Here is a 14,613-nt window from a genome sequence, read left to right as displayed (position 1 = left end):
GGTGGTCAGCGCTCGGTGCGCGCGCGGTCAGCGCCGCCGACGACCGTGGCGGCATGAGGACCAAGTGGTACCGGCGCCCGTGGGTCGCGCCGTTCGCGTTCGTCGTGGTGGCCTTCGTGGCGTTCTCGCTACCCCCTTACCTGTCGCTGGACCGGGCCCAGTCGCGCGTCCCGCAGCCGGGCGACCACACGTGGCACTACCCCGCCCTGGTCGGCCACGTCGTCTTCGGCGCCATCGCGCTGACCACGTGCGTGGTCCAGGTGTGGCCGTGGTTCCGGCAGCGCTTCCCGGTGGCGCACCGGCGGATCGGCCGCGCCTACGTCCTCGCGGGCGTGCTGCCCGCCGGGGTGCTGGCGGTGGCGGTCGGCTCGGTCAGCCCCTTCGGACCCAACACCCAGGTCAGCAACGTGCTGATGGGCCTGCTGTGGCTGGCCTTCACGGTCGCGGGCTACCGGGCCGCCCGGCGACGGCGGTTCGCCGACCACCGGCGGTGGATGATCCGCAGCTTCGCGCTCACCGCGTCGATCATCAGCAACCGGCTGTGGACCGCCGTGGGGGTCATCGTGCTCTCGCCAGGGCTGGAGACCACCTTCGGCGGCAGCGAGGTCGCGCTCACGCAGGCGATCGCGGGCCTGTCCGCGTGGGCGGGCTGGGTGATCCCGCTGCTGGTGGCCGAGTGGTGGCTGCAGCGGCCGGGCAAGCGCGGCCCCCGGCCCGCCGCGCAGCCGGTCAGCGCCTGAGGGAGCGCTCGAAGTCCAGCAGGTGCCGCTTGCGGTCCAGCCCGCCGCCGTAGCCGGTCAGGCCGCCGGTCGAGCCGATCACCCGGTGGCACGGCACGATGATGCCGATCGGGTTGCGCCCGTTGGCCAGGCCGACCGCCCGCGCGGCGGTCGGCCTGCCCATGCTCCGCGCCAGCTCGCCGTAGGACACCGTCTCCCCGTAGGGGATCTCGCGCAGCGCGGACCACACGGTCCGCTGGAACGGCGTGCCGCGCAAGGACAGCGGCAGGTCGAACGACGTGCGCTCGCCCGCGAAGTACTCCGCCAGCTGGGCGACCGCTTCGCCGAACGGCTCGGCGTCCGGCTCGCCGAACGTCGCGTCGTCCGGCCGGTAGCGCTGGTCGGTCATGTAGAGGCCGGACAGCGCGCCGTCCGTCGCGACCAGCGTCAGCGGGCCGACCGGGCTGTCGACCGTGGTGTGCGTCATCAGTGGCTCCCTGGAGGTCCTTCAGGCGGGCAGCCGGTTGACCGCGTGGTCACCGGTGGCCCAGAGGTGTTGGACGGCGTAGGCCCGCCACGGGCGCCACGCCCTGGCGCGCCCGGTCAGCGCCGCGGGCGTGGCGGGCAGGCCGAGGGCGCGCGCGGCGGCGCGGACGCCCAGGTCCGACGGGATGAAGGCGTCCGGGTCGCCCAGCGCCCGCATGGCGATCACCTCGACCGTCCACGGGCCCAGGCCGGGCAGCGCGGCCAGCCCGGCCCGCGCCTCGGCCCAGTCCGCGCCCGCCCCCAGGTCGATCCGCCCCTCGGCCAGCGCCCGCACCAGCCCGGTGAACGCGTCCCGCCGCGCCCCTGGCACCGCCAGCGCCGACGGGTCCAGCTCCAGCAGCGCGGCGGGCGTGGGGAACAGGTGGGTCAGCCCGCCGTCGTCGGGCACCGGCTCACCAGCGGCGAGCACCAGCCTGCCCGCGTGCGTGCGCGCCGCCGCGGTGGACACCTGCTGCCCGAGCACCGCGCGCACGGCGAACTCCTCGGCGTCCGCCGTGCCCGGCACGCGCCTGCCCGGCGCGCGGCGCACCAGCGGCCGCAGCAGCGGGTCCGCCGCCAACTGCTCGTCCACCGCCACCGGGTCGGCGTCCAGGTCCAGCATCCGCCTGCACCGGGCGATCGCGATGGACAGGTCGCGCAGGTCGGCCAGCGCCAGCAGGCAGGCCACGTGGTCGCCCCCAGGGCGCAGCGACACCACGCCGTGCCCGTGCGGCAGCCGCAGCGTGCGGCGGTACGCGCCGTCCCGCCACTCCTCCACGCCTGGCACCGCGGTCGCGGCCAGGTGGCCGAACAGGTTGTCCGGGTGCAGCGGCGCGCGGAAGGGCAACCGCAGCGGCAGCACCCCCGGCACGCCGCCCGCCGGACCCCGCCGCCGCGCGCGCAGCTCGGTCGGGGACAGGCCGAAGACCTCGCGCACCGTCTCGTTGAACGCCCGGACGCTGGCGAACCCGGCCGCGAGCGCGACCTCGGCCATCGGCAGCGCGGTGGTCTCGATCAGCAACCGGGCGGTCTGCGCGCGCTGCGCCCGCGCCAGCGCCAGCGGCCCCGCGCCCAGCTCGGCCACCAATTGCCGCTCGACCTGTCGAACGCTGTAACCCAGCCGCGCGGCCAGACCCGGCACCCCTTCCCGGTCGACCACGCCATCGGCGATCAACCGCATCGCCTTGGCCACCGAATCGGCGCGGTGGTGCCACAGCGGAGAACCGGGGCTGGCGTCCGGGCGGCATCTCTTGCAGGCGCGGAATCCGGCCTGCTGGGCCGCCGCCGCACTCGGATAGAAACGCATGTTCTCGACTTTGGGCGGCGCCACCGGACAACTCGGGCGGCAGTAGATCCGGGTGGTCACGACGGCGGTGAAGAACCACCCGTCGAATCGGGCGTCCCTCGCCTTGACCGCCCTGGCGCAGCGTTCCGCGTCTTCGTGCACGGCACCAGCATCGGGCAGGCGGACGCCGGTGGCCGGCGGAAATGCGACAGGGAGGGGAACGAGGTGATCACCGCACCGCGCCGTGCGGTGATCACCCGGTCTCGCGGGGCCGCGGACCCCGCCGCGCCGGGCCACTCCCGGCTGTCACGGATCGTCACCGGCGGGAAGCCGGTCGATCCCCCTTACCCCCGGTGGGCGAGGAAGGTCGCCGCACCGTTCCAGCGCGCGGGCCGGTCCGGTGCGCACCGCCGAGAAGACCCCCAGGACTCCTCGGCGAACGATGAACCCCTCGCCGTGATAGTTGCCTGCGAAACCACTTTGTCCGGTCCCTTCGCACAACCCGACGACGTCAGCACGCCGTCAGGACCACCTTGGCAGCGCGAGTCGTTAGGGTGGTCCCAAGGGGGTACCGCCGGTCGGCAAACGACCAGTTCATGCGCTCACACCCGGTTTTCCGGTCCGGAAGGCCGGACGCGAGGAGGCCAGCTGCGGATGGCGAGTTCCGGTCGGGGGTCGGGGTCGCGGGCGGTTTTCGCGGAGCGGTTCGCGCTGCTCTACGCCGAGGCGGGCGATCCTCCCCTGAAGCGGGTGACCGAGTCGGTGGCCCGCGCCCGGCGCGCCGACGAGCGCGGCCGACCGGTCAGGGCGAGCGCCCAGCGGGTCAGCGACTGGCGGCGCGGGCGCAACGTCCCGGCCCGGTTCTCAGCACTCTCGGTAGTCCTCGAAGTCCTCATCGGCGAGGCCCGCAAGACCCACCCGCAGCCCGCCGCGCCCGGCCTGTACGACCTCGAAGCGTGGCACTCGCTGTGGGAGCAAGCGCTGTCCAGCCCGGTCGCCGCGGCCGAGGAGGAAGAGCCTCCCAGCACCGGGGAAATCGGCGTCTGCCCCTACCGCGGATTGGCCGCCTTCCAATCCGAGGACGCCAACTGGTTCTTCGGCAGACAACGCAGCACGGCCGCCCTGGTGTCCCGCCTGGGCAGCGCCGCGGAAACCGGCGGAATCGTGATGCTGGTCGGCGCCTCGGGCGCCGGGAAATCATCACTGGTGCGCGCCGGGGTGATTCCCGCGATTCGTGAGGGCGCCCTTCCCGTGACCGGTTCGGAGAAATGGCCCGCGGTGGTCATGACGCCCAGGGCCGATCCCCTCGCGGAATTGTCCAGGCACATTCCCGAACTGGCCGACGTCCTGCGGGTGGCGCTGCGCGCCGAGGGCGCGGACCAGGAACCCGCCGGGGCGGAGTCGTTCCCCGGCCAAGCGCTGCTGGGGGTGCTGCGCTACGCCGGGCGCATCCGCGCCGCGTTCGCCGCCTACGCCGCGCGGCACGGCGCCGAGCGGGTCGTGCTCGTGGTCGACCAGTTCGAAGAGGCGTTCACGCTGTGCGGCGACGAGAGCCTGGTGCAGGTCTTCGTGCACGCCCTCAGCGCCGCCAGCACCCCGGCGGTGCCCGGCGGCGCCCCGCCCGCGCTGGTCGTGCTCGGCGTGCGGGCCGACTTCTACGGCCGCTGCCTGGCCTACCCGGAACTGGCCGACGCGCTGCAGGACCGGCAGATGGTGCTCGGCCCGATGACCTCGGCCGAACTGCGCGAGGCGGTGTCGCGCCCGGCCAAGGCCGCGGGCCTGCACCTGGAGCCGGGGCTGGTCGAGCTGATGCTGCGCGACCTGGGCGTGCGCAGCGGACGCGCCCCCACCCGCGGCCAGGGCGCCTACGACGCGGGCGCGCTGCCGCTGCTGTCGCACGCGCTGCTGGCCACCTGGCAGCGCAGGCAGGCGGGCAAGCTGACCATCGCGGGCTACCGCGCGGCGGGCGGCATCCAGGGCGCGGTGGCGGCCACCGCCGAACGCGCCTGGGCCGACCTGGACCCGTCCGCCCAGCAGGCCGCCCGCCCGCTGCTGCTGCGGCTGGTGCGCGTCGGCGAGGACACCCAGGACACCCGGCGCCGGTCCACCCGCAACGAGCTGGTCGAGCAGGCCGCCAACCGCGCCGCGGGCGAGGAGGCGCTGGAGGTGCTGGCCAGGGCCCGGCTGGTGACCCTGGACGCGGGCTCGGTGGAGATCACCCACGAGGCGCTGCTGCAGGCGTGGCCCCGGCTGCGCGGCTGGATCGACCAGGACCGCGAGGGGCAGCTGCTGCGCCAGCGCCTGGAGGAGGACGCGGCGAGCTGGGCCGCGCACGACCGGGACTCCTCGCTGCTGTACCGGGGCGCCCGGCTGGAGACCGCGCGGCACTGGGCCGACGCGGTCGGCCCCGGCGGGCTGACCGGCACCGCGCAGGACTTCCTGGCCGTGTCCACCCAGCACCGCAAGCGGGCCACCTGGGGCAGGCGCAGCGCGGTGGCCGCGGTGGTGGTGCTGGCGCTGATCGCGGCCACCGCCGCCGTGGTGGCCGTGCGGCAGCGCGACGACGCGGTGTTCCGCCAGGTCGTGGCCGAGGCCGACCGGCTGCAGGAGACCGACCCGTCGCTGTCGGCGCAGCTGGCGCTGGCCGCGCACCGGATGCGGCCGCAGGACCAGTCGGTGGTCAAGCGGCTGCTGTCCACCCAGGTCACCGCGCTGGCCACCCCGCTGGCGGGGCACCAGGGCGCGGTGTACCTGACCACGTTCAGCCCGGACGGCAGGACGCTGGCCACCGCCAGTTACGACAACACCGTGCGGCTGTGGGACGTGCGCGACCGGGACGACCCCAAACCGCTGGGCCAACCGCTGGTCGGGCACCGCGAGTGGGTCAGCTCCGCGGTGTTCAGCCCCGACAGCAGGACCCTGGCCACCGCGGGCAACGACGGCACGGTGCGGCTGTGGGACGTCACCGACCCCGCCGCGCCCCGCGCGCTGGGCCCGCCGCTGGAGGGCCGCGGCGGCACCATCTACCTGCTGGCGTTCTCCCCCGACGGCCGCACCCTGGCCACCGCCCAGGAGGACCACAACGCCCGGCTGTGGGACGTCACCGACCCGGCCGCGCCCCGGCAGCTCGGCCAACCGCTGGGCCTGCACTCGGCACCGGTCCGCTCGATCGCGTTCAGCCCCGACGGCGCGCTGCTCGCGGTCGGCGGCGACGACACCACCGTGGTGCTGTGGAACGTGCTGGACCGCGACCGGCCCCGGCCCACCGGCACCCCGCTGACCGGGTTCGACGGGACCGTGCACTCGGTGGCGTTCAGCCCCGACAGCCGCACCCTGGCCGCGGGCAGCGAGGACCGCACGGTGCGGCTGTTCGACGTCTCGGACCCGGCCTCCCCCCGGCCGGTGGGCAAACCGCTGACCGAGCACAAGGGCGGGGTGTGGTCGGTGGCGTTCAGCCCCGACGGCAACCTGCTGGCCTCCGGCAGCGAGGACGGCACCACGCGGCTGTGGAACGTGACCGACCCGGCGCAGGTGCTGTCCCTGGGCACACCCATGGCGGGCCGCAACGGCATCGTCTACGCGGTGGGGTTCAGCCCGGACGGCCACACCCTGGCCACCGGCAGCCAGGACCACGTGGTGCGGCTGTGGTCGCTGCCCAAGACAGTGCTGGTCGGCCACTCCGCGCGCACCATCGGACCGCGCATCACCCCCGACGGCAAGACCCTGATCTCCGGCAGCGAGGACCGCACGCTGCGGATCTGGGACGTGTCCGACCCGACCTCCCCTCGCGGCGTCGAGCCCGGCGCGCCGGAGCAGGACGACGTGGTGTGGGCGCTGGCGATCAGCGACGACGGCCGCACCATGGCCAGCGCCAGCGACACCAGCGTGCGGCTGTGGGACCTGACCGACCCCAGGTCGCCGACACCGCTGGGCGACCCGCTGCGGCTGCGGACCCGCTACAGCTCGCCGATCGCGTTCCGCCCCGACGGCCGCGTGCTGGCCACCGGCGACGACGACACCTCGGTGCGGCTGTGGGACATCAGCGACCGCGCCCACCCGCGCGAACTCGGACCGCCGCTGCTGGGCCACCAGGGCTACGTGCACTTCGCGCAGTTCACCCCGGACGGCCGGACCCTGATCACCGGCAGCGCCGACCAGACCATCCGGCTGTGGGACGTCACCGACCCGGCCGCCGCCAAGCCGCTGGGCGACCCGCTGGAGGGGCACACCAGTCCGGTGCGCTCCGGCGACATCCGCCCCGACGGCCGCGTGCTGGCCACCGGCAGCGACGACAAGACGATCCGGCTGTGGGACATCGGCGACCCGGCCCACCCCCGGCCGCTGGGCGACGCGCTGACCGGGCACTCCGAGGCGGTGGTCGCGCTCGCGTTCCACCCCGGCGGGCACACCCTGGCCAGCGGCAGCGCCGACCGGACGCTGCGGCTGTGGAACCTGGCCACGCCCTCCCGCGCCGAGTCGCTGGACCAGGTGCTGGAGGGGCACGAGGGTGCGCTGCGGGACCTGGACTACAGCCCCGACGGCAAACTGCTGATGTCCACCAGCACCGACAGCACCGTCCGGCTGTGGGACCTGGACCAGCAGCGCACCATCGACCGGATCTGCGCCAAGACCAAGGGCGTGATGACCGAGGAGGTCTGGCGCAAGCACCTGCCGCAACTGGACTACGAACCGCCCTGCGGCTGAGGCGTGCCCCGGAACGAGTCGATCAGCTCTCGGGTCGGTGAGCCGAGGCCGGTCGCCGTGTTGTAGCCGGGGGCGAAGTCGAGGTTGGCGTTCTCGTACTGGCCGGGGGTGACCAGCCTGACGGAGCCGTGGCGGTTGACGGCGAACGCGATCGTGTCCGGTGTTCCCGCCGGGTTGTCGTGGACGCGGCGGAACTGGTGCCCGCGCGCGTAGAGCGCCGGGTTCGCGAAGCCGAGCGGACCCCTGGCCTGCACGATGAGGGCCGCGACGCCCGCGAACAGCGGAGACGCCAGGCTGGTGCCGCCACCGTTCTCCTCGACGTAGCCCAGGCTGCCGTCGAGGTGGTACTGGGTCAGCCCGATGAGCAGACCGAGGTCCGGGTCGGCGAGGGCGGAGACGTCGGGAATGGCGCGCCCCCGCGGGCTGCCCGCGAAGGTCGCGGGCACGACACCGCGCTGGTAGAAGGGTTGGCCGAACACGGTGCTGACGCCGCCGCCGGTCGCCTTCTCCTGGTGGCCGGGTGGTTCGGGGTCCCAGCGCGTGCCGTCCGCGGACAGGTCGGTGTACTCGGTCGCCCAGACGACTTCCCACAGGTGGCTGTTCCGCGGGCCGATGGCCAGGGTGGTGCCGCCCACCGCGGTGACCCAGGGGCTGGACGACGGGTACTCGACGGTCCGCACACCGTCGACGAGGCCACCGCCCGAGTCGCCGCTGGCGAAAGCGAACGTGATGCCCTCGACGGCCGCCTCCTGGAACAGGCGCTCGTACGCGGCGATCGCGTCGGGCGCCCAGCCGGGGGTGAAGCCGCTGAGGACCGAGCCCGACACGACATCCGCCAGCCGCCGGTCCACGATGGTGGCGATCGCGTCCAGCACCGGATCTCCCCACTGAGTCCTCGAACCGACCACGTAGGCGATGTTCGCCTCCGGCGCCATCGCGTGCGCGGCCTGGATGTCCATGGCGAACTCGCCGCTGACATCGGCCGTGCTCGCGCCAGGCGCGACGTGCGCGGTGAACTGCCCCGGCGCGAGGGTGGGCTCACCGTGCTCGGCGGCGAAGCGGTTCGCGTCGGCCAGCGCGTTGACCTCGTAGCTGGAGCCGATGATGCCGATGGTCGCGCCTCTGCCGGTCAGCCCGGTGCCGGTGATCCCGTAGGCGTCGCGCACCTGCTTCGGCGTGTAGCCGCACGGAGCCCACTGGGCGGGACGCCCGTAGGCGGGCGGGAGGTCGGTGGCCGGGGTGTCGCCGAAGTGGGCGGGGCAGGGGTTGGTCGGCGCGGCGGTTCGGCGCGCGGCTTCGTCCGGCGTGCGCGTCCGGTTCGCCGGGAGGGCACCGCTGGACACGGGGATGTCGGGCTTGCCGGGCTTGCCCGCGGTGAGCCCGGTGACGGCGAGGACGTCGGCCGCCACGTCGGCGGGCACGGTGATCGGGTCCACCGCCGCGCGGTACGGCGTCCCGCCGAGGGTGTAGTTCGCGAACCGCGTGCCGAAGGCGGCGGTCGCCTGGGCGACGGTTCCGCTCACGACGACGCCCAGGGAGCTGACCGCGTCGACGGCCAGACCGGTGTCGCGCAGCCAGGCGGTGACCGCGTCGATCCGCTGCCGCGCGGGACCGAAGCGGGCACGTGTCCGCTCGGGTGTCAGGAACCGGCCGTAGCGGGGGTCGGCCGGGTCGGACACCGCGCGCGCGTAGTCGGCCAGGCCGTTGGCATCGCCCCTGAAGAACACCTGGGCGGTGAGTCGCGTGGCCGGATCGGTCGGCCCGGTGTGGGTGCCCTCGCGGAGCACCCGGTCCGACCTGGTGTCGGTCAGGCGTTCCACGGGCACCCGATCCGGCTGGTCCGCTCGCGCGGCGCTCACCCCCGGAAGGCTGACGAGCGCGGCGGTGAGACACCCCAGCACCGCGTAGAGGCGACGTTTTCTCCGCATTTCTCTCCTCTGCGTGACAACACTGCGACGCCTGGTACACGCGAGGGGTCGCACGGAGGTTGCTCCGGGCGACTTGGCTGGGGGGCAGCGTCCGCCACGGTGCCCGAACGCTCGGTTCGCGGTGCCCGAACGCTCGGTTCGCGGGCGGGGCCTGCGTCAACCCGCAGCGCCGGACCGGGTCCTGGCACTGGTCCTCATGGATTTCCCGACCGGAGTGACTAAGTTCCGACCATGCGTTTTTTGGCACGGGTGGGGAGCCCGGAGACGGCGATCGCGGTGGTCACCGCGATCACCGCGCTGTACATGAGCCTCGTGGTGCTGGGCAACGTCACCGACTACGAGACCAACCGCGCGTTCGTCGAGCACGTGTTCGCGATGGACACCACGTTCAAGTCGTCGAACACGATGTGGCGCGCGATCACCGCGCAGGGTCTGGTCACCGCGGCCTACCTGCTGATCATCGCCTGGGAGGCGTTGACCGCGCTGGTGCTGCTGGCGGCGCTGGTGGCGTGGCTGAGGGGCCGGGTGACGACCGCGCGGCGGCTGTCCTCGGCGGGCTGGGTGATGCAGGTGCTGCTGTTCGGGGGCGGGTTCATCGCCATCGGCGGCGAGTGGTTCCTCATGTGGCAGTCGTCGGACTGGAACGGGCTGAACGCGGCTCTGCAGAACTTCCTGATCGCCTCGGTCGGCCTGATCCTGGTCCACGCGACCGGCAACCGCGCCGCGACGCGGGAGGGCCTGGCGCGGGAGGACCTGGCGGGCTGAGCACGGTCGAGGTCGGGACGGTGAGCGGTCACCGCCCCGACCTCGACACCCCCAGTCACCCAACGCGCCCGCTCAGGGTGGCGGCCCGACTTGGGAGAAACCTTGAGCGGAACTGGCCTCAGCGTCCCTCCCAGAACCCGAGCCGGTGCGTGGTCCGGTAGTCCACCCCCTCGATGGCGTTGGGCGCCAATGACTGGACGTGCCCGCCGTGGTCGAAGCGCGGCCATGCGGGCAGTCCGTCGCCGTTGGGATCGCCGCTGCGGGCGAAGTTGGTCCAGTACCGGATCATCTGGTCGGACAGCTCGCACTGCTCGGGGGTGAACTTGTTGCCCGGTTCGACGAACAGGTAGCCGATGTCGGAGTTGTGCCCGGCGCCGTCGGCGGAGGCGCGCGGGTCGGCGAACTCGAAGGCGTACACCGGGTTGTGGGCGGACAGGAACCGGTGCTGCTGCCACGTCGGCCGCGCCCACACGCGGTCGGTGAGGACCTGCGCCCAGGCCCGAGTGGCGTCGGGGTAGTCCGACAGCGGGTACTCGGCCAGCACGTCGGGCGCGTGCGCGCCGAACGCGGCTTCGAGTAGGTGCGGGTACTCCTCGCGGGCGACCTCGCCGCGGAACACGCGGACCAGGGAGCGGTGCTCGTCCTTGGTGTTCCCGGCCAGCACGGGCACCTCGGCGAACTCCCCCCGGCCCAGCACCTCGTCCGGCGGGCCGCCCTGGAAGGGCATGGCCTGGAAGATGTTCATCACGTCGGGGTGGTCGAGCACCCGCTCCACCGGCTGGGCGCGCAGGCACGCCACGTCCGCGCAGTTCAGCTCGGCGGCGACCGCCGCGCCCAGCGCCTCGATCTCCGCCGGCGGCCGCCACGCCAGCCAGGGCAGCGCGGGCAGGTTCGGGAACCACGCCCCGGCGGGCAGGTCGACCAGGGTGAACGAGCTGTGCAGGGCAGCCTTGTCGAACAGGCCGCGCGAGTGCGGTGACATCAGGTGCGCGGCGACGGCGGTGGCCCCGTAGGAGACCCCGAACAGCGTCACGTTGTCCGCGTCGCCGCCGAACGCGCCCGCGTTGCGCCGCACCCAGGCCAGCGCGGCCCGCTGGTCCATGAGCCCGAACTCGCCCGAGCCCGCCAGGCCGGGCATCCCGAACCCGCCGAAGACGCCCAGCCGGTAGTTGACGGTCACCACGACCGCGTCGCCGAGCACCGCCAGCCGCGCGGCGTCGAAGAAGTGGCCCGCGCCGATCGCGCCGTCGCCGTGCAGCCACACCAGCACCGGCCTGCGGCCTCGGGTGGAGGGCGTGGTGACGTTGAGGAACAGGCACTCCTCCTCGGTGGAGCGCAGCTCCGAGTAGGGCGAGCCCACCTGTGGGCACGGGCTGCCGGGCGCGGTGGCGTCCAGCACCCCCGGCCACGGCCGCGCCCGGTGGGGCGCCTCCCAGCGGCCGGGCTTGGCCGCGTACGGGATGCCCTGGAACAGCAGGTGGTCGGCTTTCCGCAGGCCGCGGACCACGCCGGTGTCTGTTTTGGTCGTGTGGTCGTCCATCGCTTGCCCTCCGCTCGTCGCGCCCAGCAGCAGCACCAGTGCCAGTGCGAGCGCGAGGTGGCGCGTCATCTTCTGGTGGCGAGCTCGACCGCGATCAGCAGTTCGCGCTCGCACAGCTCGATGTCGACCGCCGCGTCGTCGGCCGCCCTGGTCAGCACACCGGTGCGCAGGGCCAGCAGGAAGATCGACATGATGTCCGGGTCGAAGTCGCGGAACTCGCCCGCCGCCTGACCCGCGCGCAGCAGGTCGGCCATCTTGCGGTGGTCCCCCTCCGCCACCTCGCGCTCCGACACGTGCGGGCGCAGCCGCAGGAAGGCGACCGCCTCCGCCCGGTGGGCGGCCATGAACCGCAAGTTGGCCGACAGGAACGCCCGCAGCTCGCCCGCGGCGGTGTCGGCCCGGTCGAGCCGTTCCAGCACGAAGGTGGTGAACCGCCGCAGCACCTCCGCGAAGACCTCGTCCACCAGCTCCTGCTTGCCCTTGAAGTGGTAGGAGATCAGGCCGGTGCTGCTCAGCCCCGCCCGCTGGGCGATCCGCTTGAACGAGGTGGCCTGGTACCCCAGTTCGGCGACGACTTCGATGGCCGCGGCGATGATCTGCGCCCGCCGGGCCTGTTCCGTCACCGATTTTGCTCGCATGAGCAAAATTTAGCACGACCGAGCAAGACAAGGCCAGGACCAGCGGGTACAGCAGCAGGGCAGGAGTGATCATGCCGTCCAGTGTCGAACAGGTGTTCGACACCCGGCAAGATCACGATCGAGTGGTCTACCCCAGCAGCTGGCGGAGCTGGTCGAGCAGCTCGGCCCGGCTGGAGCAGCCCAGCCGCTGGCGGATGCGGGCCATGTGGTGCTCGACGGTCTTCGCCGAGATGAACAGCCGGTCGCCCACCTGCTTGTAGGTCAGCCCGCTGAGCACCAGCTCGGCCACCTCGCGCTCGCGGTCGCTGAGCTTGCCCACCTCCGCCGGGCCCTCCGCGCCCGCCTCGGCGGCCCGCTTCGCGCCGACCGGCCGCCCCTGCAGCAGCCGGGCGCAGTCCAGCAGCCGCACCATGGCCTGCCGGTCGGAGGTGCGGATCGCGGCCTGCCCTGCCAGCCGGGCCGCGTCCCACCACTGCCCCGCCACGTGCAGCCCGCGCGCGGCCCGCTCCACCCGGTCCGGGTCGACCTTGCCCGCCAGCACGTCCAGCCAGCTCTCCGCGGCGGCCGAGACGATCGCGCAGTACCGGCCGCGGTCGCGGTTGGCGGCCAGCTCGGCGGCGTGCTCCTCGGCCGCGCCCGCCTCCTCGGCGATGATCGCCGCGTGCAGGCCGCTCCAGTGCAGCGGCACCGACCACAGCGGCGGGTCGCCCAGCTGCCGCAGCAGCTCCCGCGCCCGCGCCAGGTGCGGGGCCAGCCGGTGCTGGTCGCGCAGCCGGGCCGCCGCGGCGGCGAACTCGCCCAGCGGCAGGAAGGTGAACAGGTCCACCGGGTGCCGCAGCACCGCCTCGCACGCCTGCTCCCAGGTGCGCTTCAACGCCGCCAAGTCGCTGTTGCGGCGCGCGATGCCCACCTCCAGCGCCACCGCGAACACCCAGTCCCTCGGCTCCAGCGGCCGACCGACCTTGCGCAGGGCGACCAGCACCTCCCTGGCCCGCACCAGGTCCCCGCGCAGCATCGCCGCCCACGCGCGCAGCAGCCGGTGCCGCACCGACATCAGCCCGCCGCCCAGCGAGGTGGCGATCGCGCGGTCCAGCACCGATTCCGCGACGCCCAGCTCCCCGCTGTGCAGCGCGACCAGCGCGGCCAGCGCGGCGGGGGTGTCCGGCAGCAGCACCGCGCCGCCTGCCGGTTCCAGCAGCCCGGCAGCGCGGACCAAAGTGGACAGAGCGGTGGTCGGCTCCTCGGTGACGGACTCCAGAACTCCTTGCGCCATCAGGAAAGCGCCGCCCTCGAGCATCGTCGGCGGCGCCACCGGCAGTGCGGCGGCGGGCAGCCTGCCGGTGCCGATCTGGCCGACCACGGCGAACGCGGTCGAGGTCGCGCTGGGCGACCAGCGGTGCAGCTCGGTGCTGCGGGCCAGCTGGCCCCGGTGCGCCAGCGCGATCGCGGCGACCTCGGCGGCCGGGCCGCGGTGCTGCCGGTCGCCCGAGGAGATCACCTGGTCGGCCAGCCGCAGCGCGGCGTCCAGGTCACCGGCCATGGCCGACGCGGTGGCCCGGTGGACCGCCGCCTCCGGCGACGGCGAGCCCGCCGCGCCGAGCAGCCGGGCGGCCAGCGCGGGGTCGGTGGGAAGCGCTTCCCGCGCGGCGGCCTGGAAGGCGGCGGCCACCGAGGGGCCGCCCGCGCCGGAGCCGAGCAGCGGGCGCACCAGCTCCAGCACCGGGCCGCCGGAGCGCAGCTGGATCTCGGCCAGCCGCTGCCGCACGGCGATGCGCCGGTCGGTGCGGCTCAGCGCCGCCACGGCCGCGCGGGCCACCGGCAGCAGCGTGCCGTCCTGGGCCAGCAGCCCGGTCGCCCGACCGGCCTCGATCACCTCGCCGACCGCGTCGAAGTCCTTGTCCAGCAACGCGGCCAGCAGGTCCAGCCGCAGCGCCGCGCCCGCCTCGGCGGCCAGCAGGAACTTCTGCACGTCGGTGTCCAGCCAGTCCAGGTCGGCCCGGAACCGCCCGATCACCTCGGCGGTGAGCTCGGGCGCGGTCAGCGCCGCCAGCCGCGCCACGAACCGGGGCACGCCGCCGGTCTGCTGGTGCACGAAGTCCACCACCGCCCGGCCCGCCGAGGCGGGCAGCGCCTGGCGGACCTGGTCGCGGCTGAACGGGGCGGGCGTCAGCGCGGGCCGCGCCCGCCCCAGCGACTCCGCCAGCGCGGCCAGCGCGCGGGAGCGCGGCCACGGCCGGTAGGCGACCACGACGCGACCTCCGCCGCGCTCGACGGCCGAGCGCAGGGCCAGCAGGTCGGCCTCGGGCAGCAGGTGCGCGTCGTCGACGATGGTGACGTCCACGCCCGCCTGCGCGTACGCGCGTTCGACCTCGCCCAGGACCGTTGTCTTGCCGTAGCCGCCGGGGGCCAGCACGCCCAGCCTCATGGGCGCCGCCGGGTCGGCGGCGATGGCGTCCAGCAGCTGCCTGGTCGCCTGGTCGAGCACGGGCCTGGTGGGGATCGTCATGCG

9 protein-coding genes are annotated in these 14,613 nt (G+C 74.3%); 3 read left to right on the top strand and 6 right to left on the bottom strand.

The features are described from left to right. The first annotated feature begins 53 nt into the window (after positions 1-53). Positions 54-740: a DUF2306 domain-containing protein gene (locus JOF41_RS33910; protein ID WP_209623774.1), complete on the top strand. Its 687-nt coding sequence runs from the start codon at positions 54-56 to the stop codon at positions 738-740. Here JOF41_RS33910 and JOF41_RS33905 read toward each other — a convergent pair. Both JOF41_RS33905 and JOF41_RS33900 read right to left on the bottom strand, forming a co-directional pair. After that, the gene (locus JOF41_RS33905; RefSeq protein ID WP_189221701.1) at positions 730-1,209 is read right to left on the bottom strand and encodes a methylated-DNA--[protein]-cysteine S-methyltransferase; all 480 of its coding nucleotides are present in this window, start codon (positions 1,207-1,209) and stop codon (positions 730-732) included. The genes JOF41_RS33910 and JOF41_RS33905 overlap by 11 nt on opposite strands. Before the next feature lie 18 nt (positions 1,210-1,227). Further along, complete coding sequence (locus JOF41_RS33900) at positions 1,228-2,691, bottom strand: DNA-3-methyladenine glycosylase 2 (protein ID WP_209623773.1); 1,464 nt, start codon at positions 2,689-2,691, stop codon at positions 1,228-1,230. A gap of 492 nt (positions 2,692-3,183) precedes the next feature. On the opposite strand from JOF41_RS33900, the gene JOF41_RS33895 reads away from it, so the two are divergent. Further along, a complete protein-coding gene (locus JOF41_RS33895; RefSeq protein ID WP_209623772.1) occupies positions 3,184-7,233 on the top strand; it encodes a WD40 repeat domain-containing protein in 4,050 nt (1,349 codons plus the stop codon). On the opposite strand, the gene JOF41_RS33890 is transcribed toward JOF41_RS33895, so the two are convergent. Further along, the gene (locus JOF41_RS33890; RefSeq protein ID WP_307867638.1) at positions 7,212-9,092 is read right to left on the bottom strand and encodes a S53 family peptidase; all 1,881 of its coding nucleotides are present in this window, start codon (positions 9,090-9,092) and stop codon (positions 7,212-7,214) included. The genes JOF41_RS33895 and JOF41_RS33890 overlap by 22 nt on opposite strands. Before the next feature lie 300 nt (positions 9,093-9,392). Between JOF41_RS33890 and JOF41_RS33885 the strand changes: the two genes are divergently transcribed. Beyond that, a complete protein-coding gene (locus JOF41_RS33885; RefSeq protein WP_209623770.1) occupies positions 9,393-9,926 on the top strand; it encodes a DUF2165 domain-containing protein in 534 nt (177 codons plus the stop codon). A gap of 118 nt (positions 9,927-10,044) precedes the next feature. On the opposite strand, the gene JOF41_RS33880 is transcribed toward JOF41_RS33885, so the two are convergent. The 3 genes from JOF41_RS33880 to JOF41_RS33870 all read right to left on the bottom strand — a co-directional run bounded on the left by JOF41_RS33880 (position 10,045) and on the right by JOF41_RS33870 (position 14,610). Further along, positions 10,045-11,535 (bottom strand): carboxylesterase/lipase family protein, encoded by a 1,491-nt coding sequence (locus tag JOF41_RS33880; RefSeq protein WP_244989762.1) that lies wholly within the window; start codon positions 11,533-11,535, stop codon positions 10,045-10,047. Continuing rightward, positions 11,532-12,104: a TetR/AcrR family transcriptional regulator gene (locus JOF41_RS33875; protein ID WP_244989761.1), complete on the bottom strand. Its 573-nt coding sequence runs from the start codon at positions 12,102-12,104 to the stop codon at positions 11,532-11,534. The genes JOF41_RS33880 and JOF41_RS33875 overlap by 4 nt, the downstream gene beginning before the upstream one ends. Before the next feature lie 127 nt (positions 12,105-12,231). Continuing rightward, positions 12,232-14,610 (bottom strand): helix-turn-helix transcriptional regulator, encoded by a 2,379-nt coding sequence (locus JOF41_RS33870; RefSeq protein WP_189221034.1) that lies wholly within the window; start codon positions 14,608-14,610, stop codon positions 12,232-12,234. Positions 14,611-14,613 lie beyond the last annotated feature (3 nt).

The sequence above is a fragment of the Saccharothrix coeruleofusca genome (assembly GCF_017876325.1).
GTDB lineage: Bacteria > Actinomycetota > Actinomycetes > Mycobacteriales > Pseudonocardiaceae > Actinosynnema > Actinosynnema coeruleofuscum.
Note: the sequence above shows the minus strand (reverse complement) of the source record. Positions and strands in the feature narration are given on the sequence as shown.